This is a genomic window from Rossellomorea sp. DUT-2 (assembly GCF_052665285.1).
The window spans coordinates 149,723-175,957 of the sequence record NZ_JBQPEO010000004.1; the positions used below are offsets into that span (position 1 = coordinate 149,723).

26 protein-coding genes and 2 riboswitches are annotated in these 26,235 nt (G+C 42.6%); all 26 genes read left to right on the forward strand.

The genetic code is table 11. The features are described 5' to 3' along the window. The first annotated feature begins 4 nt into the window (after window positions 1-4). The 26 genes from ACOSV2_RS16050 (at window position 5) to metX (ending at window position 26,219) form a co-directional block, all read left to right on the forward strand. Complete coding sequence (locus ACOSV2_RS16050) at window positions 5-394, forward strand: hypothetical protein (RefSeq protein WP_428976020.1); 390 nt, start codon at window positions 5-7, stop codon at window positions 392-394. 79 nt (window positions 395-473) lie between these two features. Then, window positions 474-833 carry an MmcQ/YjbR family DNA-binding protein gene (locus tag ACOSV2_RS16055; protein ID WP_428976021.1) on the forward strand — a complete coding sequence of 120 codons (360 nt, stop codon included), beginning with the start codon at window positions 474-476 and terminating at the stop codon, window positions 831-833. Further along, a complete protein-coding gene (locus ACOSV2_RS16060; RefSeq protein ID WP_428976022.1) occupies window positions 830-1,585 on the forward strand; it encodes an ABC transporter permease in 756 nt (251 codons plus the stop codon). The genes ACOSV2_RS16055 and ACOSV2_RS16060 overlap by 4 nt, the downstream gene beginning before the upstream one ends. A 112-nt stretch (window positions 1,586-1,697) precedes the next feature. After that, on the forward strand, window positions 1,698-2,261 hold the full coding sequence (locus ACOSV2_RS16065; RefSeq protein ID WP_428976023.1) for an REP-associated tyrosine transposase: 564 nt from the start codon (window positions 1,698-1,700) through the stop codon (window positions 2,259-2,261). A 395-nt stretch (window positions 2,262-2,656) separates the two neighbouring features. Beyond that, the gene (gene hpf / locus ACOSV2_RS16070) at window positions 2,657-3,235 is read left to right on the forward strand and encodes a ribosome hibernation-promoting factor, HPF/YfiA family (RefSeq protein WP_113971339.1); all 579 of its coding nucleotides are present in this window, start codon (window positions 2,657-2,659) and stop codon (window positions 3,233-3,235) included. 111 nt (window positions 3,236-3,346) lie between these two features. Further along, window positions 3,347-4,456, forward strand: a complete 1,110-nt coding sequence (locus tag ACOSV2_RS16075; RefSeq protein WP_428976024.1) for an aminopeptidase — start codon at window positions 3,347-3,349, stop codon at window positions 4,454-4,456. Window positions 4,457-4,470: 14 nt separating this feature from the next. Further along, on the forward strand, window positions 4,471-5,307 hold the full coding sequence (locus tag ACOSV2_RS16080; protein WP_324745461.1) for a DUF1028 domain-containing protein: 837 nt from the start codon (window positions 4,471-4,473) through the stop codon (window positions 5,305-5,307). A gap of 129 nt (window positions 5,308-5,436) precedes the next feature. After that, the gene (locus ACOSV2_RS16085; protein ID WP_428976025.1) at window positions 5,437-6,567 is read left to right on the forward strand and encodes a YecA family protein; all 1,131 of its coding nucleotides are present in this window, start codon (window positions 5,437-5,439) and stop codon (window positions 6,565-6,567) included. Between the two features lie 492 nt (window positions 6,568-7,059). Then, the gene (gene secA, locus ACOSV2_RS16090) at window positions 7,060-9,570 is read left to right on the forward strand and encodes a preprotein translocase subunit SecA (RefSeq protein ID WP_428976026.1); all 2,511 of its coding nucleotides are present in this window, start codon (window positions 7,060-7,062) and stop codon (window positions 9,568-9,570) included. 369 nt (window positions 9,571-9,939) lie between these two features. Continuing rightward, window positions 9,940-11,041, forward strand: a protein-coding gene (gene prfB / locus ACOSV2_RS16095) for a peptide chain release factor 2 (RefSeq protein ID WP_156142358.1) whose coding sequence is annotated in 2 segments (ribosomal slippage) — window positions 9,940-10,011 and window positions 10,013-11,041 — 1,101 coding nt in all. Because the reading frame shifts where the segments join, the coding sequence is not laid out codon by codon here. 556 nt (window positions 11,042-11,597) lie between these two features. After that, window positions 11,598-12,470, forward strand: coding sequence for a YitT family protein (locus tag ACOSV2_RS16100; RefSeq protein ID WP_428976027.1), 873 nt, complete (start codon window positions 11,598-11,600; stop codon window positions 12,468-12,470). 80 nt (window positions 12,471-12,550) lie between these two features. Beyond that, on the forward strand, window positions 12,551-12,862 hold the full coding sequence (cccB, locus tag ACOSV2_RS16105) for a cytochrome c551 (protein WP_324745455.1): 312 nt from the start codon (window positions 12,551-12,553) through the stop codon (window positions 12,860-12,862). Between the two features lie 512 nt (window positions 12,863-13,374). Continuing rightward, a complete protein-coding gene (gene ftsE, locus ACOSV2_RS16110) occupies window positions 13,375-14,061 on the forward strand; it encodes a cell division ATP-binding protein FtsE (protein WP_428976028.1) in 687 nt (228 codons plus the stop codon). Then, a complete protein-coding gene (ftsX, locus tag ACOSV2_RS16115; RefSeq protein WP_397552716.1) occupies window positions 14,051-14,935 on the forward strand; it encodes a permease-like cell division protein FtsX in 885 nt (294 codons plus the stop codon). The genes ftsE and ftsX overlap by 11 nt, the downstream gene beginning before the upstream one ends. Window positions 14,936-14,974: 39 nt before the next feature. Further along, window positions 14,975-16,336, forward strand: a complete 1,362-nt coding sequence (locus ACOSV2_RS16120) for a murein hydrolase activator EnvC family protein (protein WP_428976029.1) — start codon at window positions 14,975-14,977, stop codon at window positions 16,334-16,336. Between the two features lie 179 nt (window positions 16,337-16,515). Further along, window positions 16,516-16,606, forward strand: a riboswitch (cyclic di-GMP riboswitch). Between the two features lie 83 nt (window positions 16,607-16,689). Continuing rightward, window positions 16,690-16,971: a hypothetical protein gene (locus tag ACOSV2_RS16125; RefSeq protein WP_397552718.1), complete on the forward strand. Its 282-nt coding sequence runs from the start codon at window positions 16,690-16,692 to the stop codon at window positions 16,969-16,971. Window positions 16,972-17,231: 260 nt separating this feature from the next. Next, window positions 17,232-17,801, forward strand: a complete 570-nt coding sequence (locus tag ACOSV2_RS16130) for a class I SAM-dependent methyltransferase (protein WP_428976030.1) — start codon at window positions 17,232-17,234, stop codon at window positions 17,799-17,801. Between the two features lie 90 nt (window positions 17,802-17,891). Beyond that, complete coding sequence (locus ACOSV2_RS16135) at window positions 17,892-18,605, forward strand: cytochrome c biogenesis CcdA family protein (protein WP_428976031.1); 714 nt, start codon at window positions 17,892-17,894, stop codon at window positions 18,603-18,605. 9 nt (window positions 18,606-18,614) lie between these two features. Continuing rightward, a complete protein-coding gene (locus tag ACOSV2_RS16140) occupies window positions 18,615-19,301 on the forward strand; it encodes a response regulator transcription factor (RefSeq protein ID WP_428976032.1) in 687 nt (228 codons plus the stop codon). Continuing rightward, window positions 19,294-20,283: a HAMP domain-containing sensor histidine kinase gene (locus ACOSV2_RS16145; protein WP_428976033.1), complete on the forward strand. Its 990-nt coding sequence runs from the start codon at window positions 19,294-19,296 to the stop codon at window positions 20,281-20,283. Before ACOSV2_RS16140 ends, ACOSV2_RS16145 begins: the two co-directional genes overlap by 8 nt. A gap of 91 nt (window positions 20,284-20,374) precedes the next feature. Beyond that, on the forward strand, window positions 20,375-20,992 hold the full coding sequence (locus ACOSV2_RS16150; protein WP_428976034.1) for a hypothetical protein: 618 nt from the start codon (window positions 20,375-20,377) through the stop codon (window positions 20,990-20,992). Beyond that, on the forward strand, window positions 20,985-21,566 hold the full coding sequence (locus ACOSV2_RS16155) for a peroxiredoxin family protein (protein ID WP_428976035.1): 582 nt from the start codon (window positions 20,985-20,987) through the stop codon (window positions 21,564-21,566). Before ACOSV2_RS16150 ends, ACOSV2_RS16155 begins: the two co-directional genes overlap by 8 nt. A 91-nt stretch (window positions 21,567-21,657) precedes the next feature. After that, window positions 21,658-22,041, forward strand: coding sequence for a DUF302 domain-containing protein (locus ACOSV2_RS16160; RefSeq protein ID WP_428976285.1), 384 nt, complete (start codon window positions 21,658-21,660; stop codon window positions 22,039-22,041). Between the two features lie 125 nt (window positions 22,042-22,166). Further along, a complete protein-coding gene (locus ACOSV2_RS16165; protein ID WP_428976036.1) occupies window positions 22,167-23,306 on the forward strand; it encodes a trans-sulfuration enzyme family protein in 1,140 nt (379 codons plus the stop codon). A gap of 95 nt (window positions 23,307-23,401) precedes the next feature. Beyond that, a riboswitch (SAM riboswitch) is annotated at window positions 23,402-23,521 on the forward strand. Window positions 23,522-23,766: 245 nt separating this feature from the next. After that, window positions 23,767-25,062, forward strand: coding sequence for a homocysteine synthase (locus ACOSV2_RS16170; protein WP_428976037.1), 1,296 nt, complete (start codon window positions 23,767-23,769; stop codon window positions 25,060-25,062). Between the two features lie 83 nt (window positions 25,063-25,145). Further along, the gene (gene metX, locus ACOSV2_RS16175; RefSeq protein WP_428976038.1) at window positions 25,146-26,219 is read left to right on the forward strand and encodes a homoserine O-acetyltransferase MetX; all 1,074 of its coding nucleotides are present in this window, start codon (window positions 25,146-25,148) and stop codon (window positions 26,217-26,219) included. Window positions 26,220-26,235 lie beyond the last annotated feature (16 nt).

The following is a 26,235-nucleotide window of genomic DNA, read 5'->3' on the forward strand; positions in this document are numbered from 1 at the left end:
TTCTTTGACAACGAAACTAGACGAAAAACCGTACGAATTGGTCAGCCAATACGTCGGAATGCTCGACACAATCGAAGAAGCACTGAACTATGTGGAAGCAAGCTTCACAAATTTAAGCAAAACAGAAGGGGACAGGGTTCTTTCAGATGTCCTCATGGCCATTGGTCAGATTTCAGAAAGCAATCGCTTGTTCAAAGAAATGTTTGATGGGCGGGAAGGCATTCAGAAAGCTCTAACCGGATTTGATACGGTGACGGATCAGGCATGGAAACTGGACGGACAGTTAGACAACAACACAGTCAAACAAAGTATCGTGCAGGAAAAACTGTCACCAGCCTTTTCTACATGGAAAGCATCGATTGAAAACGAACTTAAGCCGTATTTAACACACTAAGTCTCGTATCTTCGGGGCTTTTTTCTTTTTCCAAATAATCTCATGCTATAATAATAGAAAAATGCTGGAGGAAGACTTGATGAAAAATAGTCTGGTAGATAAAATCAGAAGTCTTTGCGCAACCTATCCTGAAGTTCATGAACATATAGACGGCTTTGGACACACTTCCTTCCGGGTGAAGGACAAGCCATTTGTGATCATTGGCGAGGAGAACAATCTCTCCTTATCTATTAAAACCCTCCCATCCACGCAAGAAATCTTACTAGAGCAGCAAGGCTATACTAAAGCCCCATATATCGGAAGGCATGGCTGGGTTTTAGTAGACACAGAGGAAGTAGGGTGGCAAGCAATTGCAACTTTGATTCACGAAGGCTATTTGAGAGTGGCTCCCAAGAAACTGGCAAAATCAAGTAAGTACGAAACGGATGAAGACGCATGATCAACCTAGTCACCAATGAACTCTTAAAACAACTATCCCGTCCCCGCATGTGGATTTCCCTCGGGGTCATTGTATTCATCAACTCCATCGCATCCCTATTGGTCTACATGCTGTTCGAAGGAATCCAATTTTCCTTCTGGGAGTATATGCGAATCAGCTCAAACCTTATCGTCGTCCTTCAAGTCTTCTGTCTCATCATAGCAGGTGACATTGTATCTAATGAGTTTTCGTCAGGTACCATCAAGCTATTGCTCATTCGTCCCGTCAACCGTGTGAAAATACTGCTCTCCAAATACTTAGCCGTTGTCGTCATAGCAACCATTCTTACGTCTGCCCATTTCTTATTTTCCGCCGTACTGGGCATTTTGTGGTTCTACGACAGCTTCTTTGAATTCAACGTAAACTTTTTCCTGGTGGCAGGAGCTTATGTCCTGAGATTTCTTGAACTGATCGTCATCTGTTCCATGGCTTTCACCTTGTCTGTACTGACGAGAAGCAGCTCCTTTGCCATCGGAACGACTCTCTTTCTGACGTTTTCTGCAGGAACGTTCTTGATTGTCATGAATGAGCGGGGAATGGAATGGGGGAGGTATTTATTGTTTGCCAACACCGATTTGCAGCAGTATTACTTCGGAACCCCGCCTTTTGAGGGGATGACGTTTTTGTTTTCGGTTGGGGTGATCGTGGTTTATTTGATTGGGTTTGGTGGTTTGGCTGGGTGGTTTTTTGGGCGGAGGGATGTGGATGTTTAGTGGACCTGGTACAAAATAAACTTCTCCTTCCAAACACACCCTTTTAGGCAGGGGAATTTCGAATTATGTCGAATAGGAATAGTTGTAACTTTATTAGAGAAAGGAAGAGTCTATGACAAGAAACCATAGAGTTTGGTATCCTGGAGCTATTTATCACATAACTGCACGCGGTAACAGAAAGAATAATCTTTTTCGAGATAGAAAAGATTTTATTCATTACTTAGGATTAGTGCAAAGAGCAAAAGAAAAAACCCCATTCACTCTCCACTCCTATTGCCTCATGCCCAATCATGTTCATCTTATTATTGGGACACTCGATAACTCTCCTTCCGACATTATCCATTACATCCATTCTATCTATGCAAGGTATTTTAACCGGAAATACAATTATGTTGGTCATGTGTTTCAGGACCGGTATTATGCCAAGTTAATTAATAACTCTAAGCAGCTAATTGATACAAGTAGTTACATTCATTTGAACCCGGTGAAATCCAAGTACTCTAAACAACCTGAAGACTATCATTGGAGCAGCTATAAGAGTTTTATTACTGCAGGTTATAAATCAATTGTTGATACTCAAAAGATTCTTTCAAATCTTGGTGATCATCCATATGAGAAATATAAATTTTATGTTGAAACAAAATTTAATATTAAGGATTGGAACCAGCGGATATAACGGTTGATTTCATTTTGTACCAGGTACATTAGGAAGTAAATGTACCTGGTACAACGAACCTTGATTGTACCAGGTACAAAAAATCTTACACATCAAAGCGTCAACTCAAACCTTCACAAATCCGCCCCAAACCATTCACAATTCTTCCAAATTCACACCGTTTAATCTCCTCAAAAAATGAGAAAATAATAATATAAAGAGTGAAAGGTGAGCACTACATACTCGCAACTTTCACCTCACTCTTTCATTCTCCAATCCCAGATCCATCAACACTCTCGACACCATATTACAAACTTTACGAAAAATTGACAAAAAATTTAGAAAGTTTAAGAAGGATTAATTAAGGGAATGGAGAATATATAAACATAGCTTTATTTTTAAAAGGAGGAGTTTACATGTTGAACTACAACATTCGAGGCGAGAACATTGAGGTAACTCCAGCGATTCGCGAACACGTGGAGAAGAAGATTGGCAAGTTAGACCGTTACTTTAATGAAACTCCTGATGCAAATGTACATGTTAATTTAAAAGTGTATCCTGATAAAAATACGAAAACTGAAGTGACTATTCCAATGCCGCAATTAGTGTTACGTGCAGAGGAACGCAACACGGATATGTATGCGGCCATTGATCTGATTGTAGATAAATTGGAGCGTCAAATTCGCAAACATAAAACAAGAGTGAACCGTAAAATGCGTGAGAAGGGCAGCCCGAAGGAGTTTTTCGCGGCTCAGGAAGATCTGAATCACGTTTCTCCAAATGGTGCAGCTGCGGTTGAACTGGAGGAAGAGGACGATACGGAAGTAGTAAGAACGAAGCAGTTCAATCTTAAACCGATGGACAGCGAAGAAGCGATCCTTCAAATGAACATGCTGGGTCACACATTCTTCATCTTCACGGACGCAGAGACTAACGCAACGAATATTGTGTACAAGCGTCGTGACGGGAAGTATGGCTTGATCGAAACAAACTGATAACCTTAAATCCTGCGGTCACTGCGACCGCAGGATTTTTAAATTTTCAAGGAGGTTTTTTTCCATTTTTTGTCGAAGTTTGAAGGTAGACAAAATTTAGGGGGATACCAAGTGAGAGATCCAAGACTAGAGAAGTTGGCAGAGGTACTGCTGACCCATTCTTTGAAATTAGTAGAAGGGGAGAAGCTCTATATAATGGGAGAGCATTCGACAAAACCGCTTGTAAAGGAGGTTCTCCAGAAAGCTTATGAGATGGGGGTGATTCCATACTATGAGCTCGGCGATCAGGAGTTACTGCGTATCATGGCCACTCATGCGAAACCGGAACAGATTATTCTGCAAAATAAATGGAATATGGAAAAATATCAGGATATCGACGCGTTTCTCAATATTTCAAGCGAAGAAAATGATGCAGAGATGAGTGAAGTGCCGGCCGAACAGTGGCAGCTCCTCATGCCTCATATGAAAGAATCCAATGACTATCTCATTCAAAATAAGAAATGGGCTCTATTAAACTATCCAAACCCGTCACTCGCCCAAAAAGCGAAGATGAGCTATGACACGTTCTTTGATTATCTTCTGGAAGTCTGTACTGTGGATTACAAGCAGATGGAAGAAGCCCAGAAGCCTCTTAAAGAGCTGATGGATCAAACCGATAAAGTACGGATTACCGGCGAAGGGACGGACCTTACGTTTTCCATCAAGGATATTCCGTCTGTCATGTGCTTTGGAGAACGGAATATTCCGGATGGGGAAGTGTATACAGCTCCGGTTAAGGATAGTGTAAATGGGACGATTACATACAATACGCCGACACTGTATCGCGGATTTTCTTTTGACAATGTTTCTTTGACGTTTGAAAACGGGAAGATCGTAAACGCAACGGCAGATAAAACGAAGGAACTGAACGATATTCTGGATACAGATGAAGGTGCCCGTTTCATTGGGGAGTTCGCCCTTGGTGTGAATCCGAAGATCAATGAGCCGATGCTGGATATTTTATTTGATGAAAAAATAAACGGAAGCTTCCATTTTACACCAGGACAGGCCTATGAAGGGGCGGATAACGGAAACCGTTCGAATGTTCATTGGGATATGGTCTGTATCCAGCGTCCGGAATATGGCGGCGGGGAAATTTACTTTGATGATGTTTTAATTCGGAAAGATGGGTTATTTGTAGTAGAAGAGCTAAAAGGATTGAATCCTGACGTTTTAATCTAAAGGAGGGCTTCACCATGACGTATTCCATAGTAGGTTATGACCCGGAAGAGAAAGAGTGGGGGATTGCGGTACAATCCAAATTCCTCGGTGTTGGTTCTGTCGTGCCTTTTGCGAAAGCGGGTGTGGGAGCCGTGGCGACACAGTCTTACGCGAATACTTCGTACGGGCCTCATGCACTTCAATTAATGGAAGAAGGAAAGACGGCAGAGGAAGCGCTGGATATCATCACAAAGGATGATCCCGAGCGTCCATTACGACAGGTGGGATTGATTGATGCAGGTGGAAATGCTGCCACTTTTACAGGGGAAGGATGCTATGACTGGGCTGGTGGACAAACTGGTAAACACTTTGCTGCTCAAGGAAATATTTTAGTAGATGGGGATACTGTAAAGGCGATGGCAGAGACATTTGAATCGACGACCGGATCTCTTGCTGAACGATTACTCCATGCACTCGATGCCGGTCAGGACGCTGGTGGTGATTCCCGGGGCATGCAGTCTGCTGCACTTCTAGTAGTGAAGGAAAACGGTGGATATGGCGGCTTCAATGATCGGTATATCGATCTCAGGGTGGATGATCACCCGTCTCCCATTAAGGAATTGAAACGAATCTACTTGATGCATCAACTCTATTTCAAAGAATCAGAGCCTGGTAGAGTCGTATTGCTGGAAGGTGAAATTCAAGATGAAGTGGAGAGGGAACTTACCCGTCTTGGCTATGCAAAAGAAAGACAGTCTCTTCATCAGAGCTTGAAAGACTATCTTCATACCGAAAACTTTGAAATGCGTGAGCAGGATGATAATTATATTGATCTTGACGTGTTGGACTATATGAAAAAACAGGGACGATAGATAATAAAAGAACCAGTCCAAAAGCGATTGGTTCTTTTTTCTTGTTCTAAAACAGTTTAACGGACGCTCTAAATGTTATATAATGAACATTTGTGTACGGGACTCAAGAAGTTGGAGGTAAATACAAACATGAGTACAGTCGGAAGAAACGAACCATGCCCATGCGGCAGTGGAAAAAAATATAAGAAATGCTGTGAAAAAGAAAATATTGTGAATATAGATACGCTGGTGACTCAGGAGCTTGATGTGCTTCAGGCGCAACTCTATGATTATATCGCTACGGCACAATCAACAGAGATGGAAGAATCCTATCATCACTACTTAGCGAAAATGGATTTGATGCAAGCGGATCCGGATATTTATGAAATGGCATTTGTCAGCTGGTACGGAGCGACTCAAAAGGATGCTGACGGTGTTCGTTTGATCGAACGCTTTGTTGATAAGCAGTTGAGCACGGTGACTCGTCCTCAGACAGCTGAAGTACTGGAGTCTTGGAAAAACGTGCGTGTGACGGCAGGTACCGTAGAGAAGCTGGATGACCATACGCTGCGAGTGGAAGAAGCCATCACCGGTGATGTGCTGATTGTAACGGAAAAGTTCGGTAAGTTAGAGGAGAATAGTTTCTTCTTGGGATTACTATTGCCGAATGGGGAGAAGTATCTTCCGTTCGCTCAGTACTTCATTTATCCTGCGATTGAGAAAGCAGCGATGGAACTGGTGAAAATCCGATTTGAACAAGGTGATTTTGAAAGTCTGCATGATTACTTATCAGGGCAGTACTTGGAAATAGCAGATGTCGGATTCGTCCTTTATAGTGCTGAAAAGAAAAAGGCAGGAAAAGCAGCAGCATCTACTAAAGTCACGGATGAAACAGATATTTCCAAGGATTCGGATGAAAAATCCGAAGATGCGATCGAAGGAGTAGAAATCTGGAAAACACCGGAATACGTTGAAGCGATCACATCCCTTCAAAGCTTCCTGACTGAAAAAGGGGAAGACAAAAAAGAAAGTGAACTGCTGGTAGCCGTGTTGGAAAAATACTTCTACACAGAGCGTCCAACGATCCGCAATCCGAAAATCTACTCGGGAGCACTGGTGGACATGGCGAAAAACATCGACGAAATCAGTATCCGCCACGTTCAAAAAGAACTGGCAGAATACTTCGATGTCTCTGCCAACAGCATCTCCAGACGAAGCAAACAAATCTGGGAAAGCTACCAGGACACCGTCTACGAACTGCTGAAAGCAACAAAAGCCTGACCAATACACAACACCTAAAAGTCGTCTGCAAAGGCGGCTTTTTTGTTTTGAGGGACGGACCTCCATTTTAACTAGTTATATGTGGAATTGCGATAAAGTCGCCAACTCTAGCCGGATTTATATAGTAGGTGAGGTCCGTCCCTCGTACCTGAATCGACGCCATTTCTAAAGGAACGGACCCCGCATTTCATGAGCAAACCAGGAATACGGTGTGATAGTGTAGCATCCACCCTTTGAAAATCTGTGATCGAGAGGTCCGTCCCTCCCTGAGTTGTAACCCATATAGGATAGTGGTAAGATTGGTAGGGAATATATCGTGTTTTTGTGGGAGGATATTTGGATTTTGTAGCGAATTTTATTTAGAGTGATTGGAAGCGGGTGAAGGCGACTTTTTACATGGATTTTTCATGACTCTCATCTGAATTTCATTTTCTTTCGTTATACTGGTGACGTTCGGCTCTCATTTAAACACAGATAAAGGAGCGTTTATACATGCTTGGTCTATTAAACAAAGTGTTCGATGCGAATAAAAGAGAATTAAAGAGGCTTGAAAAACTGGCTGATCAAATAGAAGAATTAGGCCCCGATATGGAGCGATTGACGGATGATGAAATCCGTGAAAGAACAGAACGATTCAAGGAACGCTATCAAAAGGGTGAAGACCTGGAAGATATGATGATTGAGGCTTTTGCTGTCGTACGGGAAGCGGCTCGCCGCGTACTTGATTTATACCCTTACCGCGTTCAGCTTATGGGTGGTGCCTCCTTGCATGGCGGTAATATCTCCGAGATGAAAACCGGTGAAGGTAAAACGCTGACAGCGACTATGCCTGTTTACTTGAATGCGATCACAGGAAAAGGCGTTCACGTTATCACAGTCAACGAATACCTGGCCAGCCGTGATGCTGAGGAAATGGGCAAGCTATACAATTTCTTGGGGCTCTCTGTAGGTCTGAACTTAAACTCGATGTCCAAAGACGAAAAACGTGAAGCATACAAAGCGGATATCACGTATGGTACGAATAACGAATTCGGATTCGACTACCTTCGTGACAATATGGTCCTATACAAAGATCAAATGGTGCAGCGCCCTCTTCATTTTGCCGTAATTGATGAGGTTGACTCGATCTTAATCGATGAAGCACGTACACCTCTGATCATTTCCGGTAACGCACAACGTACGCCTCAGCTTTATATTCAGGCCAATGCCGTCGTACGTACGCTGAAAAAAGATGAAGATTACACATACGATGAAAAAACAAAAGGTGTTCTATTAACGGAAGACGGGATCAGCAAAGTGGAAAGAGCTTTCCACATTGATAACCTGTTTGATATTTCACATGTAACCCTTAACCACCATATCAATCAAGCATTAAAAGCTCACGTCAGCATGCACCGTGATGTGGATTATGTGGTTCAGGAAGGCGAAATCGTCATCGTTGACTCGTTCACAGGTCGTCTGATGAAAGGCCGTCGTTACAGTGACGGACTTCACCAATCAATCGAGGCAAAAGAAGGTCTTGAAATCCAGAACGAAAGCATGACGATGGCGACGATTACGTTCCAGAACTACTTCCGTATGTACGAAAAGCTTTCCGGTATGACCGGTACGGCGAAAACGGAAGAAGAAGAGTTCCGTAATATCTACAATATGAGCGTCATCGTGATCCCGACCAACAAGCCAATTGTTCGTGATGACCGTGCCGATTTGATTTACGCTTCTATAGAAGGGAAGTTCCTTGCTGTAGTCGAGGATATCAAAGAACGTAACGAAAAAGGACAGCCTGTACTGGTTGGTACCGTTGCCGTTGAAACGTCAGAGCTCATCTCTAAACTTTTGACGAAAAAAGGCGTACGCCATAATGTGTTAAATGCGAAAAATCATGGCCGTGAAGCGGAAATCATTTTGGAAGCCGGACAGCCTGGTGCCGTAACCATCGCGACAAACATGGCCGGCCGTGGTACGGATATCAAGCTTGGAGAAGGCGTCATCGAACGTGGCGGTCTTGCCGTTATTGGTACCGAGCGTCATGAATCACGCCGTATCGATAATCAGCTTCGTGGACGTTCCGGACGTCAGGGAGATCCTGGTGTGACTCAGTTCTACCTTTCCATGGAAGATGAATTGATGCGCCGATTCGGCTCTGACAATATGAAGAGCATGATGGAACGCCTTGGAATGGATGATACTCAGCCAATCCAAAGTAAAATGGTCAGCCGTGCTGTAGAATCGGCTCAGAAACGAGTGGAAGGAAACAACTTCGACGCTCGTAAGCAGCTTCTGCAATACGATGATGTTTTACGTCAACAACGTGAAATCATCTATAACCAGCGTTATGAAGTAATCGACTCAGAAAACCTTCGTGAAATCGTTGAAGGAATGATCAAATCAGCCATCGAACGTCAGGTAGCAGCCCATACAGCAGAAGAAGACATGGAAAACTGGAACCTTCAGGGCATCGTTGATTATGTGAACGCGAATCTTCTTCCTGAAAACGACGTGACAGTTGATGATCTTCGCGGTAAAGAGCCTGAAGAAATGATGGATCTGATCTATGAAGATGTGAAACACCGTTACAGTGAAAAAGAAGAAGAACTTACGCCTGAGCAAATGCGCGAGTTTGAAAAAGTCATCCTGCTTCGCGCTGTTGATACGAAATGGATCGACCATATCGATGCGATGGATCAATTGCGTCAAGGTATCCACCTTCGTGCCTACGGTCAAACCGACCCACTGCGTGAATACCAGCATGAAGGGTTTGCCATGTTCGAAAGCATGGTACTCGCAATCGAAGAAGACGTGGCAAAATACGTCATGAAAGCTGAAATCCGCAACAATCTTGAACGTCAGGAAGTAGCCAAAGGTCAAGCGGTGAACCCGAAAGAAGAAGGCGGTAAGGCTAAGAAACAACCAGTCCGCAAGCAAGAAGACGTAGGGCGCAACGAACCATGCCCTTGCGGAAGCGGCAAAAAGTATAAACACTGCCACGGCATAACTGGATAAATAAAAGAAATGAGATGATACCTGGGACTTATTTTGCTAAAATAAGTCCCAGGTACTTTTCCGTTTTTTATGGTTCTCGTCCAATGTTTTTTATAAGGGCCAATGGCTTTCAAGAACAATTGTTGAAAATAATTTAATTTTCTCGTCGCTCTGTTCATTGTTTCTTTATATGATTGTAAGGGTATTTGCGAGACTCCTGCGGAAAAACGAGCTGGGCAAGACCCCGCAGCGAAGCGAGGAGGCTTGCCGGTTCGTCCGCGGAAAGGGAGCGAATCCCCTTACAATCAACACCCATGCTAATTGAACAGAGCAATCGATTATTTTGAAAAAATAAATGCACAACCCAAATAACTATAGAGGTGACCACACATGGAACTATCAGAAATCAGAGCAGAGTTAGAAAAATCAGCTAAAACATTAGCGGACTTCAGGGGGTCTCTTTGACTTAGAAAACAAAGAGGCGAGAATTCAAGAGCTTGACGAAATTATGGTTCAACCCGATTTCTGGGATGACCAGCAAAAAGCTCAAGGGTTGATCAATGAAGGAAACGGTTTGAAGGATCTTGTTAATGAGTACAAATCATTGCTTGAATCTCATGAAAACCTTGAACTTACCCTTGAACTGATCAAAGAAGAACCCGACGAAGAACTTCAAAAAGATCTTGAAGAAGAGCTGGGTGATTTGGTCAAACGATTAAATGACTACGAACTTCAGCTTCTTCTAAGCGAAGAACATGATAAGAATAACGCGATTCTTGAACTGCATCCCGGGGCAGGTGGAACAGAGTCTCAGGACTGGGGCTCCATGCTTCTACGTATGTACACCCGCTGGGGAGAAAAACGAGGTTTCAAAGTAGAAACCCTTGATTATCTTCCTGGAGATGAAGCAGGCATCAAGAGTGTGACCCTTGCCATAAAAGGTCACAATGCGTACGGTTACTTAAAGGCTGAAAAAGGCGTACACCGTCTTGTTCGTATTTCACCATTCGATTCTTCAGGACGTCGTCACACTTCCTTCGTTTCATGTGAAGTCATGCCTGAGTTTAATGAAGAAATCGAAATCGAAATCCGTACGGAAGACCTTAAAATCGATACGTACCGTGCAAGTGGCGCCGGTGGACAGCACATCAATACGACGGATTCGGCTGTCCGTATCACTCACTTACCGACGAATGTCGTGGTAACCTGCCAATCTGAACGTTCTCAGATCAAGAACCGTGAGTCAGCCATGAAAATGCTGAAAGCGAAGCTCTACCAAAAACGAATCGAAGAGCAGGAACAGGAGCTTGCCGAAATTCGTGGAGAACAAAAGGAGATCGGATGGGGGAGCCAGATCCGTTCCTACGTATTCCATCCATACTCCATGGTCAAAGACCACAGAACCAACACAGAATCAGGAAACGTACAAGGCGTCATGGACGGAGACATCGACCCATTCATCAACGCTTACCTTCGTTCCAAAATTCAATAATCATACCCAAGCTGGATCCTCCACCCAATTGGAGGGTTCAGCTTTTTTTTGAGGGACGGACCTCAAAAAGCGATCTGTTATTTCCATTATATGTATAAAAATATGCAGGGAATATCGTTTACATACACGAATAAGCACACGCAGACTACCGGTATTATCACTTATTGCAGAAAGCGGAATCCAATTCACTGTTGCAGAAATCCGAAATTCTGTTGTAAAGCAACTCACTATTCAAGGTCCGTCCCTCACCACCCTCACCACCATAACGCCCCAACTTATTAATGCTTTACCACGTTATTGAAGTGTTATTTACACCTCCAAGTACCCATGCTATACTCTCAAAGGTTGATACAGAGCGTGTTTGAAGGGTGGAGAAGTGAATTTTCACCTGGTTCATACATAGGCATTTCAACTATATCAAGCGAAATTTATGAGTAATCTTCGTCCGCAGAGGTTCACGGCATGACCAATTAGAGGTCCGTCCCTCTGCATACTCTGCATAAAGGAAGAGGTTGTACTCATACTATAAATACATAGGTTAAAGGAGTCGTACTGGATGGGTTTGAAAGAGAGGCGTCGTGGGCAGGCATTTAATCCGCGGAAAGAGAAGTTGTTAGAGTATTTGTTTGTTGTGGTTGGGTCAACGATTGTGGCCCTTGCGTTTAATGTGTTCTTGTTGCCGAATGAGGTGGCTTCAGGAGGGGTGAGTGGAATATCGACCATCCTGAAAGGTGTGTTTGATTGGAAACCTGCCTTTGTTCAGTGGGCATTTAATATTCCGTTATTCATTGCAGGGTTAATCTTCCTGGGCCTTCAATTCGGCGTGAAAACAGCCATCGGTACGGTTTTCCTACCGCTGGTCGTATTTTTAACAGAAGACTGGAAGCCGTGGACGGAAGATCCCCTGCTGGGCGCTTTATTCGGCGGAATTGGTGTAGGACTGGGGTTGGGAATCGTCTTTCGAGGTAAAGCGTCTACAGGAGGGACAGACCTGGCAGCACAGATTGTAAACAAATTCACCGGGTTGTCCTTGGGCACATGTGTCGCGCTGATCGATGGGATGATTGTTCTTTCTGCTGCGATTGTGTTTGACATCGAACGTGGTTTATATGCTCTAATCGGACTCTATGTGACAAGTAAAACGATTGATTTAGTACAAGTAGGCATCAGCCGTTCAAAAATGGCACTTATCATTACAAACAGACAGGAAGAAGTTCGTGAAGGAATCCTGAATAAAATTGATCGTGGTGTGACAAAACTATCTGCATACGGTGGTTATACGGACGATGAGCGCCCGATCCTGATGTGTGTGGTCGATCAAACAGAATTCACAAAACTGAAACAACTGGTCAAAACCATTGACCCATCTGCTTTCGTCGTCACCATGGACGCTTCAGAGGTGTTAGGTGAAGGTTTCAAACGGGTTTAACCTTGGTATAATTATGTAATAGAGGGACGGACCTCAATACTTCCCGTTACTCTTAAAATGTGTTCATAGGGGGAGAAAAAATGAAGAAAAAGCTACTTGGTATTGTTTTTGGCGCTTCATTGGTACTTGCAGCTTGCGGTGGCGGCGAAGAAAGTACAGAAACAAGCTCTGGCGGAGTAGACCCTGAGAAAATCGTAAACAATAAATGCACCAGCTGTCATGGTGGAAACCTTGAAGGCGGTATGGGGCCAGCCCTTAATAAAATCGGTGCTGAATTAAACAAAGATCAAATCCTGGAAGTCATTCAAAATGGTAAAGGTCAAATGCCTGCCGGACTCATCGAAGGTGAAGAAGCAGAAGCAGTGGCAGAATGGTTGGCGAATAAGAAGTAAGTGAAGAGAGGAAGAGTCCTGGACTGAGGATTCTTCTTTTTTGATTTATCCACATACTTTCTCCTTTCCCTTCTTTAAATATATGTTACAAAAGCTCATCTAATAGATTTTCTAAGGAAATTAGCAATTGAACAGCAAAAAGTTATAACCTAGTAACTTACTGAGATTAGCATCACCTAAAGGTTTAGCATCTCCTCATTATCAAACTTTTTTACTTGGTTATAGTACCAGGTTATAGATAAAAATACCTATATTTATAACGGTAAATAGGTATAATCGACAATAAAAAAGGTAAAATATACACATTATTTCAACCTTTGAAACGTAAATGTAATAATTTTTTTCCTTAACAACGGACAAAGTGATGTTATAATAATTTTCGGGAGAGCAATTCGAGGTTTTTCGCCATTTCATGTCTAATTATGGTAAAGACGTCGTTGTGTTCAAACACCGTACATATGTCGATAACAGCCAAGAGGGTAACTACATAATACAAATTAGGTGATTTTAAAATGATAGAAATGAAAGACGTGTATAAGCAATACAGCAACGGTGTGATGGCTGCCAATGGCTTTAACGTCCACATTAAGCAAGGCGAGTTTGTGTATGTTGTGGGTCCAAGTGGCGCCGGGAAGTCTACATTCATCAAGATGATGTACCGCGAAGAGAGGCCTACTAAGGGCGATATCATCGTAAACGGTATCAATCTGGCAAAATTAAAAACTAGTAGAGTTCCATACTTAAGAAGAAATGTTGGAGTCGTGTTTCAGGATTTTAAGTTGTTACCATCTCTTACAATCTATGAAAACATTGCCTTCGCACTAGAAGTAATAGAAGAACATCCAAAGCAGATAAAGAAGAGAGTCATGGACGTGCTGGAGCTGGTAGGGCTAAAGCACAAAGCAAGAATGCTTCCGAATGAATTGTCAGGCGGGGAGCAGCAACGTGTATCGATTGCACGATCCATTGTGAATACGCCGAAACTTGTGATTGCCGACGAGCCTACGGGTAACCTGGATCCGGAAACATCTTGGGATATCATGAACATCTTAGAAGATATCAGTAATCGTGGAACAACGGTGATCATGGCTACTCATAATCGGGAAATCGTAAATACCATCAAGCATCGGGTAATTGCCATCGAAAATGGCCGAATTGTTCGTGACGAACAGCGAGGTGATTACGGTTATGAAAGCTAGGACGTATGGTCGACATCTAAGAGAAAGCTTCAAAAGCATCGGACGTAATGGCTGGATGACATTCGCATCCGTGAGTGCCGTTACTGTAACCCTGCTACTTGTTGGTGTATTTATGGTACTTATGCTAAACATGAACAAGGTTGCAACCGATATTGAGAAAGACGTTGAAGTACGCGTACTACTTGAGATCGGTACTGAAAAAGCTCAAGTAGAAAAAATAGATAAGAAGATTAACCAAATAAGTGGAGTGGAATCCGTAGAGTATTCTTCTAAGGAAGAAGAACTTCAAAATCTTGTAAAGGATTTAGGAGACGATTTCCGATTATTCGAACAGGATAATCCATTATACGATGTATTTATCGTAAAAGCGGAAAATCCCCGTGAAACTGGGAAAATCGCTGCTGAAGTCAGCAAGTATGAAGGTGTGAACGAAGCACTTTATGGTGAAGCGAAGATTGAAAGATTGTTTAATGTATTGGAAATGAGTCGAAACGTTGGATTAGTGTTAATCATCGGTCTATTGTTTACCGCCATGTTCCTCATCTCAAATACAATTAAAATCACCATTGTCGCCAGAAGAAGGGAAATCGAGATAATGAAACTCGTGGGTGCAACCAACTGGTTTGTACGCTGGCCATTCATTCTAGAAGGGTTATGGCTTGGAATTTTAGGTTCTATTATCCCGATCGCTCTTGTCACAACAGGTTACTACTATGCTTATGAATTTATTAAACCAAAACTACAAAACCATTTTATTCAGATATTAGATTTTACCCCCTTTATCTATCAAGTAAACGGATTGATTCTATTAATGGGTTGCCTGATTGGCGCTTGGGGAAGCTTTATGTCTGTACGTAAATTCTTAAAAGTGTAAAATTTGATAGGTTGATAGAAGCTGAAAGGAGCATGCCGCTTGAACAAGAAGTATTTCATATCATTATCAATTGCAGCAGCATTAACAATCGGGAGTCTACCAACGTTAGGGACAACAGCTAACGCTCATTCCCATTCTGTGGAGGAATTACAAAAGCAACAAGAAGACATTTCTTCTAAAAAAGAGGAAATCAATGGAAAGATCGATGAGAAAAAATCAGAGATTAACCAAAACATCAATAAACAACAAGAAATCCAATCACAAATTGCAGAAATTAGTACAAAATTAAAAGATACTGAAACAAAGATTACTGAGAAAACAAAAGAGATTGACGAAACAACAGCAGAAATCAATAAACTTAAAGAAGAAATTGAAGTTCTAAAGCAAAAGATAGAAGAACGTAACGAACTATTAAAAGAACGTGCCCGCGCCATCCAGGAAAAAGGCGGCTCTGCAAATTATCTTGATGTACTACTTGGTGCGGACAGCTTCGGTGACTTCATCAACCGTGTAACAGCAGTTAATACAATTGTAAGTGCAGATAAGAAGATCATGGACGAACAAAAACGTGATCAGGCTGAATTAGAAAAGAAACAAGAAGAAGTAGAAGGCAAGCTTGCAGAATTAGAATCTACTAAAGCAAGTCTGGAGTCTTTGAAAAAAGATCTTGATAGTCAAAAAGCTAAAAAAGCGGATTTATTCAAGCAGCTAGAAGCGCAGCAGGCTTCTTTGGAAGTGGAAAAGAAAGATCTTCAAAAAGAATCGGATGAGCTTTCTAAAATGGAACACCAGCTTGAAGGTGAAATCCAGGCTGAACAAGCACGTCTAGCAGAACTTGCACGCCAGCGTGAAATCGAACGCAAGCGTCAAGCGGAAGCTGAAGCGGCAAAACGTGCAGCAGAACAACAACAAGCAACTGCGAGCAGCAATAGCGGTGGTGGTTCTTCTTCTGCAGCACCTGCTCCATCAGCTCCAAGTGCACCAGTAAGTGCCGGTGCCTGGACAGCTCCAGCTTATGGAACGATTACAACTAATTTTGGCTGGGACACATTGAACGGTAAACAACGTTACCATTATGGTACAGATATCGCGGCAAGAGGAAGTGTTCCGATCTCAGCAGCAGCTGATGGATATGTCATCAAGAGTCAGTACAGCTCAAGCTATGGTAACGTAGTATACATCACTCACTCAATTAATGGTCAAACGTTCACGACGGTTTATGCCCACATGGCTTCTTCATCAGTTAGCTCTGGACAAGCAGTGAACAAAGGTGACAGAATCGGTTACATGGGTAACACAGGATACTCTTTCGGTCAGCATTTACACTTTGAGCTTCACGCAGGTTCTTGGAATGCATCGAAATCCAATGCTGTAAACCCACGTCAATATATTAACTTTTAATTAGAAAACCCCGCTCATGGCGGGGTTTCTTTTATAGATATACTTCATTTGGTTTGTATTACATAAAGATGTAAGGAAATGGAATGGAATATTATTCTCATGACTGTTTTCATATCCTTTTTCTTCTAGTATAATGACAACTATATTACCTAAATATTATAACTAATGATTTGTATAGTCCTTCGAAAAGGCAAACTAATTGAAAGATTAGGACGCAAAACCACGGGTCTTCCATTTTTATTTTAAAATAATGATCGCCGGGTTACCGAAAACAATGGATTACAATGAATACTAATTAGGACGTTTTATTAGTATCATTTTGCCTGCCTTTTTGGTGGGATTTTTTTATCTATATGTCCAGTATAGTAGGATTTGAATCTGTAGTAAGGATGATGATGTTGGAATCGACTGAATTAAAAAGGCAATTAAGAAGTTTTTGTAGAAGGAATCGTACTGCATTAAAGTATACCTATGTTGGTGAATATTCAGCAGAAGAAATCACCGAGATGATTATTGAAAATCTCGGCGCAGAAGAGGTTAAGAGGATACTAAACGACATTGAAATCATCCATCGCCGTGGTGGAAATACAGTTACATACTTTATGCTTATTTTAGAAGGATTAAAAGCAGCATAAAAACCGAATGCGGATCCAATCCGGCATTCGGTTTTATTTATGTAACAGGCAGTAATTGCTCTTCAAGCCCTTGTTTCTAATATACCGTCATCTCATATGGAAGTAGTTCGTGCATATTTCAATGATTAGACACACACTCTTTCCGTAAATCTGTAATAATTCTCATATAGGATACACTATGAGTAAATAACTTGCTTGTATATGTAGAATTTAAGATACTAATACATAACGGGGTATATTTGCCGAACGGAGGAAACCAAATGACAGGAGATTTATTCGAACATCATAAAGCGTCAAAGCTCCTCGATCCAAAACGTCAGGAGCTCGTACCAGTGGTCAAAGTACTCGAACTTCTCAACCTTGATAAAGACGATATCGTTGCCGACTTAGGGTGTGGAAATGGCTATCTGACTCTTCCCATTGCCAAAACGGTTGAAACAAAGGTCCAGGCAGTAGATCTGCAGCAGGAAATGCTGGAATACCTGAAACATCGAGCAAACGAAGAAAATGTAGCCAATATCGTGTATGTGAAATCATCCCTGGAATACCTCAGCTTCAACAAAGGTACCTTGGATAAAATCGTATCCGCCTTTGTCTTGCACGAAGTTCCAGATCTGATCAAAGTATTTCAGGATCTACACGATATGCTGAAGAAAGATGGAATTTGGCTGATCCTGGATTGGGAAAAGGTAGAATCAGAAATGGGACCACCAATAGATCATCGGATTTCTTCCGGGGAACTCGATCGACAGCTCAAATCATCCGGGTTCCACACAACAGTAGGTCACTTGCATCCATCGGTTTATTATATTGTCGTGAAAAAAGGGTAGGGAACATCGATATATAGGAAATAAAGATAGCTATCTTAATCAAACATTAACATTTCCTGTTCATACTGTTCATGTAAAGGAGTGAACAGTATGACGGAAGTATCGATTTGGTTTGCATTAGCCGCCGGGGCACTATCCTTTTTTTCACCTTGTGTGTTTCCGCTTCTCCCGGCTTACGTAAGTCATTTAACAGGTGGACAGGCAAGAGAAGGACAAATGCAGGTGGAAAGATCGGTGGTCTTACTTAGGTCATTTGGTTTTATTGCAGGATTTTCCCTCATCTTCACTCTAATGGGGGCCTCTGCCAGCTTTCTTGGAGAGGTTTTCTCAGAATATCGGATTTACATTGAACAGATTGCAGGGATTTTGATTATTGTATTTGGTTTACAGATGATGGGCTGGCTTAGCTTTTCTTTCTTAATGAAAGATACGAGAAAGTTTGAAACAAGGAAAAAAGGGACAGCTGTGGGTTCTATCCTGCTGGGCATGGCCTTTGCCAGCGGATGGTCACCATGTGTTGGATTAACCCTTTCTTCCATTCTTTTATTAGCAAGTGCCAGCAGTACATTGACTCAAGGAGTCGTGCTGCTGATTGTGTATTCGCTTGGTTTGGCGGTACCATTCCTGCTGATCTCACTGATGATCACGAAGACATTTACCGTAATGAAAGTGGTCAATAAAATCTTGCCAAAGGTTTCTAAAATCAATGGAGCATTGATGATTGCATTGGGATTTCTTGTGTTCAGCGGAAAGATGCAGCAAATCAGCTCGTACTTATCCGTATTTAGTCTCTTCTCAACATAGGGGGAAAGTATGAAGGTTCAAAATAAGACGATTATGATTGTTGAAGACGATATGAAAATCCGTAAACTGATCAAGCTCTTCCTCGAAAAAGAAGGATACGAGGTATTTGAAGCAAGTGATGGTGAAGAAGGGAAACAACTGTTCAAAGAACATGACCCATGCTTTGCGATACTGGACTTGATGCTTCCGAAAACTCAAGGGGAAGAGCTTTGCCGGTGGATACGGGAAGAAGAGAAAAGTGATATCGGCATTATTTTCGTTACGGCAAAAACGAGTGAAGAAGAGCGGATCCATGGGTTGAAAGCTGGAGCGGATGATTATGTCACAAAGCCATTTAGTCCATCCGAGCTCGTTACCCGCGTGGACACTGTGCTGCGCAGAACAGGGACACGCTGCCAGAAGCTCAGTAGGAAAGGGTTGACGTTGAAGCCTTTGAAGGGTGAGGTCACCTATAAAGGAGAAGTCCTGGAATTAACGACTTTCGAATTCAGGATCCTTCACTTTTTAATGACGCATGCTGGTCAAGTGATTTCAAGACAACAGATTCTTGACTCCCTGTATGACATGAATCAAAAAGTGGTTTCGGAACGAACGATTGATGTCCATATCCGCCACCTTCGTCAAAAACTTCAAGAATTGACGCGTCAACCATTTATCCAAACCGTTAGAGGGATGGGGTATAAGTTTGATGCTTAAAAGGAAAAAAGTGTGGGGAATCTTCACCCAGTTGACTTTCCTTAACACCATTATCATTGCCATAGTCATTGTCATTGCAGGATTTACTGTGAAAAACTATGCTTGTACACTCGTAAATCAGCAAGAGATTACAGGAACTAACTTAGAAACCCTCCTAAATCAGTACTTAGTAAAAGTAAGTATTTTGGCATTCATCCTTGCAGGCGGATTTCATTTTATTTTATTAAAATGGTTGATTCATCCTCTAAAAAAATTAACCGCAGCAACTCAAGAGCTGCAAAAAGGGAAGCACCCGACAAAGCTAAAGAATCCTCTGATTTATGAGGTGAAAGAGCTGAATGATGCCTTCAATGAACTATCAGAAAGAACGGCTACCGTAAAAGCAAAGCAAAATCGTTTGCTGAGAGATCTGTCTCATGAATTAAGAACCCCCCTGACGAATTTATCAGGCTATCTCGAAGGACTTGAAAAAGGGGTTATTGAAGGTGACCAAGAGATGTATCGCTCACTTCAAGAAGAAACGGCACGAATCGAACGATTGCTGGAACAACTCGTCCGGATCAATAAATGGACCCCGGATGGAGAAATGAAGAACTTCAACCATGAAGAAATTCTCATCCACGAACTCATAAAGAGACGGATCACCATCTTTCACGTCAAATTTCTTGAGAAAGGTATAGAATTGGACTACAATATAAAGCCTTTCAATCTGGAAGGGAGTACAGATGGACTCAATCAAGTCCTTAGCAATATCCTTCAAAATATTGTGGATTATGACAATGGGAAGAAGGTAAGGATAGAAGGCTGTATAGAGAAGGAACATTATCTTATCCGTTTTTCACATAAAGGAAGAAGGATTCCCATCGAAGAAAGCGAGCTTATTTTCGAACGTTTTTATCGAGTGGATGCTTCACGTTCCCTAGTGACAGGTGGAACCGGACTGGGACTCGCAATTGCCAAAGAAATTGTGCAAGCTCATTGAGGAGACCTTTCCCTCGTTACTGATAGCTCTTCCCATACCTTTGAAATTCGACTTCCCATTCCTAAATAAAGAATGATTTAAGGAGAATATCATGACACAACAATGGTACACTATAGGCTCCTTCACATTCCCTGCTTCATGGGGATCCATTATAGCATCGTTCATACTCACATTCTTGTTCCTCTTCTTCTGGAAAAGAAAAGCGAGCGATTGGTATTCCAATAGTATATTTACCTTTTTACTCGTCTGGAAGCTGAGTGTGATTGTGGTTGACTTTCAAACGGTTATGGAGCATCCCATTACGATCCTCTATTTTCACGGAGGAACCATTGGGTACTGGTTAGGACTGATAGCGGCTCTAACTTACATATTTGTTAAAAAAGTAGATCATCCGTTTACTATAATCATTTCATGGATGGTCACGGTTCTTGTCTTTGAAGCTGTGCTTCATATGCTTCATCACCACTATCTTCTAGCTGGTATACAAGTGCTAATCAATCTATTGATCCTTGTCTTTTTTATTAAAAAAAACAGTGATCCCGGCGGCGATATTTGGGCAGGACAGTTATTGGTTATGTTTACGTTAGTCCAGCTATTTCTAAGTGCCTTCATTGGCGGATTTGAATTTACCGTCACCGCCTGGACGTATCTGATCATGATGACTTATCTCATCTTTCTTTTAAACGTAAGGAGGAAACACAATGAATAAACGAAATTTTGCGTTGGCCATCGTTGCGCTTCTGATCGGCATTTTCTTAGCGAACTTTTTTCAGGATCAGCAGGAAAAGAAGGCAAGAGAAGAGGCCGCTCAATTAGCCAATGAATCCATGGATCTGTCTAATGCAGCGCAGGGGCTAGCAAAAGGGGACCGCGCTCCGGATTTTGAATTAACCACCTTAGCTGGTGAAGACGTAAAGCTTTCAGATTATCGAGGTAAGAAAGTGATCCTGAACTTCTGGGCTACCTGGTGTCCTCCGTGTAAAGCCGAAATGCCTCATATGCAGAGCTACTACGAAGAGAATGCAGAGAAAGAAAACGTTGAAATCCTTGCCGTCAACCTGACGTCCATGGACGATGGGGAAAAGGCTGTCCAGGAATTCATCGACGGCTACGAACTCACCTTTCCCATCCCAATGGATAAAAAGGGTGAAATCGGAGACGAATACCGGGCGTTCACCATCCCGACCACCTACATGATCGACACCAAAGGCATCATCCAACACAAAATCGTCGGTCCCATGAACGAAGAAATGATGGGTAAAATGGTCGAAGGAATGGAATAATGGAGAGGGACGGACCTCTGAATATCGATGTTTGACCTTATACGCTATGAGGTATTAAATGAATGTGATCAAAAAAGGAGGAGATGTGAACATGTTTCATTACACTAAAGAAGTCTCGATGAATGTGAAAGAAGCTGTGGAAGCGGTAGAATCCAACCTTAAAGATGAAAGCTTCGGTGTACTATGGAATCTCGATCTTGCTCAGAAGCTTCAGGATAAGGGCCTTGATTTCAATGAAGAAGTAGTCGTATTAGAGGTATGTAATCCTCATGAAGCCAAAAAAGTACTGGAAGAAAGCATGCTCGTAAGCTACTTCCTCCCATGTAAAGTCACGGTATACACAGAAGGCGGTACAACCAAGATCGGTATGGCAAAACCAAGCAAGCTGATCGAAATGGTGGATAACGATGAACTGAAAAGCCTGGCATTGGATATTGAAAATCGCTTGATCGGATGTTTAGATAACGTTCAATAAACGACCAGCACCTGTTGCAAGTGGACAGGTGTTTTTTTTATGCCTTCGGTACCTCATACTCCTCACAATCTTCTGAATATGATACACTTTTAAAAATACATAGATTCAGGAAGGATGACAGAGAGATGAAGTTCACAACGAAGGTCGTACATAGTCAGTTAAAAGGGACTGAGGAAATCCGCAGTAAGACGACTCCGATTTATCAAACATCTGCATTTTCTTTTACCTCTTTAGAAGAGTTGGAGGGTTTCTATGAGGGGAAATCCCCTTATCTCTATACAAGAACGGGAAATCCAAATACAGACGAGCTTGGTAAGATGGTAGCTGACTTGGAAGGAGCCAAGGCAGGTGTCGCAACCTCTTCTGGATTATCGGCCATCCTTGTTGGAATCCTTGCTATTGTGCAATCAGGCGATCATATCATTGCCGCTGAGGATTTATACGGCGGTACGTTCCATATGTTAAAAGAAGAGCTGAAATCATTCGGTATTTCTACTTCATTCGTTGATTTTACAAGTGTGGAAGAATTAGAGGAGGCCATTACTCCACAAACCAAACTCCTCTACAGTGAGACCGTTACAAACCCGTTTATGCGAGTGGAAGATATCCCGAAAATGGTCGAATTCGCGGAAAAACACAACCTGAAAACTATGATCGACAACACATTTGCCACACCGTTTCTGCGCCAGCCTTTCTTAGAAGGAGTGGACCTGGTCGCTCACAGTGCCACGAAGTATATCGGAGGACACAGTGATATCACAGCAGGAGTCGTCGTGGGAAAAGAAGAGCTTGTCCAAAAAGCGAGAGAAAAAGTCGTCAACATCGGATCGAACCTGAGTCCATTTGAAGCGTGGCTGACATGCCGCGGAGCAAAAACATTGGCTCTTAGAATGGGAACCCAAGCAAGAAATGCCGAAGTCCTGGCGTCGGACCTTCGAACAAATGAATATGTGAAGGAAGTCTATTACCCAACGGATTTATCCGATAAAGGAAATGGAGCCATCGTAACGATCGAGCTATCCAACACATGTGATATCAGCACATTTTTCAAATCACTTGCCTGGATTAAAATCATCCCGTCCTTAGCCGGAGTGGAAACAACGGTTTCTTATCCCTTAGGAACCTCCCACCGCGCTCTACCGAAAGATGCGCAGGAAAAACTGGGCATAAACACACATGTCGTACGCATATCGTTAGGTATTGAAGACGGGGAAGACATTGTCGCTCAATTGAACGAAGCGATTGCAGCTTCTGTTAAAAATTAAATAATGGAAAAATTCTAAAAATACACTTGACGTTGAGGTCGTTTACCCCTTATAATTCATCTCAACGCAAGAATTTTCACATTGACAACTACATGCTCTTATCCAGAGAGGTGGAGGGACTAGGCCCGATGAAACCCGGCAACCTTCATGTGCGCAGTAATGCGTCGCATGAAAAGGTGCTAATTCCTGCAGGCGATTTGCCTGAAAGATAAGAGGAGGACCCTATTAAATTAGACCCTCTTCTTAGGAAGAGGGTTTTTTGTTTTTTCCTCTTCTATCTTCTTAGTAAAACACATTTCAGACATTAGGGTGTTCTGCAAGAATGTTTGGAGATATTCAGCTGCTGATTTTTTGAAAAATTTCAGCAGCTGAAAAAAACATCTTTTTTAACAGCTGAATATGTCAACCGTAGCATTTAAACAAACCCAATCCCCAAAAACCATTTTAGGAGGAATTCTCTATGACAAAATCATTCGATTTCGACACACTACTTCTTCACGGTGGCCAGGAGCCGGATCCATCAACAGGGTCAAGAGCAGTGCCGATTTATCAAACGACATCCTATGTTTTCGATAACAGTGATCATGCTGCAAAATTATTTGCCCTTGAAGAACCGGGAAACATTTATACCCGTATCATGAACCCGACAGTAGACGTGTTGGAAAAGCGCCTTGCTCTTTTAGAAGGGGGAATTGGAGCACTCGGTGTTTCATCCGGAATGGCTGCTATCTCTCTATCAATCTTGAATATCGCAGGAGCAGGTGATGAAATTGTAGCAGCTACCAATCTTTACGGTGGAACCTATAATTTATTCTCGACCACTCTTCCGAAATACGGGATCAAGGTCCATTTTGTAGATCCGACTGACCCGGAAAATTTCCGCAAAGCGATCACTACTAAAACGAAAGCTGTATTCGCAGAGACAATCGGAAATCCGAGTCTTCACGTCCTCGATATTGAAGCGGTGGCAAAGGTGGCTCATGAAAATCATATCCCGCTGATCATCGATAACACATTTGCCACTCCATATGTATGTAAGCCGATCGAGTGGGGAGCGGATATCGTCATCCACTCTGCAACAAAATGGATCGGCGGTCACGGTACAGCAATCGGGGGAGTGGTGATAGACGGTGGGAAGTTCGATTGGAATCATGATAAGTTCCCGGGCTTCACGGAAGAGGACCGGAGCTATAATGGACTTCGCTACGCACAGGATGTGGGCCCTGCAGCCTTTATTACAAAATTAAGAGTGCAGCTGCTTCGTGATTTGGGAGCGTGCTTAAGTCCTCAAAACGCATTCCTATTGCTACAGGGATTAGAAACGCTGCATCTTCGCATCGAACGTCACACAGAGAATGCCTTGAAGATTGCGGAGCATTTAGATCAGCATAATGGTGTCGCTTGGGTATCCTATCCTGGGTTGCCGCAGCATCCGTCTCATAAACTTGCTCAAAAATATTTGAAAAACGGAGCGGGATCCATCGTCGTCTTTGGTATTAAAGGTGGTAGGGATTCAGGACGGAAAGTAGTCGATAATATCTCCCTTTGGTCTCATGTTGCCAACGTAGGAGATGCGAAATCACTGATTATCCATCCGGCATCCACGACCCATCAGCAATTAAACGACCAGGAAATCCGTGCGACAGGTGTGACCGAGGATCTGGTGAGACTTTCTGTTGGATTAGAGTCTGTGAAGGACCTGATCGAGGACTTGGATCATGCCATTGAAGTGGCGTTAGAAACATCACGGGTATAATGGGAGATATTTTGAACCAGCGGGGGTATACCGGGTGAAATCCTGATCACCCCAACCATAACACCAAAAAAGGAGGTGGAGGAATGGAGAGGCCATACACCTATGAAGTTAGCTCCATTACCATCCCATCCCTAACATTAGAGTCAGGCACCACGTTGAAAAATGTAGATCTTACGTATGAACGAACAGGAAACAAAGACGGACCGACCATCCTGGTTTGCCATGCCCTCACCGGGACCCATATCGTGAAAGGGACGAGTGAAGACCGTGGCTGGTGGGACGGACTGATTGGTCCCGGGTCGTATATTGATACTGAATATTTTAATGTGATTGCCTTTAATGTATTAGGAGGATGTGAAGGAAGTACGGGACCGGCGTCCACCAATCAACATACGGGAGAACGATACGGTCCGGACTTCCCGGGTATTACGATAAGGGACATGGTCCATGCCCAATATAAAGCACTTCAACAACTTTCAATCGACCAAATCGAAGCAGTAATTGGAGGCTCCCTGGGAGGGATGCAGGCCTTGGAATGGGGAGCCCTGTATCCTGCCTATATCAATAAAGTATTCGCCCTTGCCGTCACTCCTGCCTTAAATGATTATGGTCTCGCTTATAATCACATCGGAATCACCGCGATTGAAGAGGATCCCGGGTTTCAAAAGGGGCATTATCCACCAGGCGCTATTTTAAAAGGGTTAGAGATTGCCAGAATGGTCGGTATGGTCACGTACCGGACTCAGGAGCTGTTCGATCAGCGTTTCCAACGTGAAAAGCAAAACGAACGGTTCAATGTCGAAAGCTATCTCGATTACCAAGGAAAGAAATTAGGAAAGCGGTTTGATCCAAACAGCTATCTTACCCTGCTGAAAGCGATGAATTCACATGATATCGGAAGGGGAAGAGGAGGAATAGAAGAGGTAGCGAAGAATTATCAGTGTGAACTGATTTCAATAAGTTATGAAGGAGATTTAATTTACTCACCTCACTACCTAAAGGAATTTACACATCTTGTACCAAGGAGTGAACATTACTTTATCTCCACTTCCTTTGGTCATGACGGATTCCTGGTGGAATTTGAAAAGTGGGGAGGAATCATTGCTTCTCATCTCAATAACTATCACGTTCAAAGAGTTTTTACAGGTGCAAAATAAGAGCTCCCTTATCATA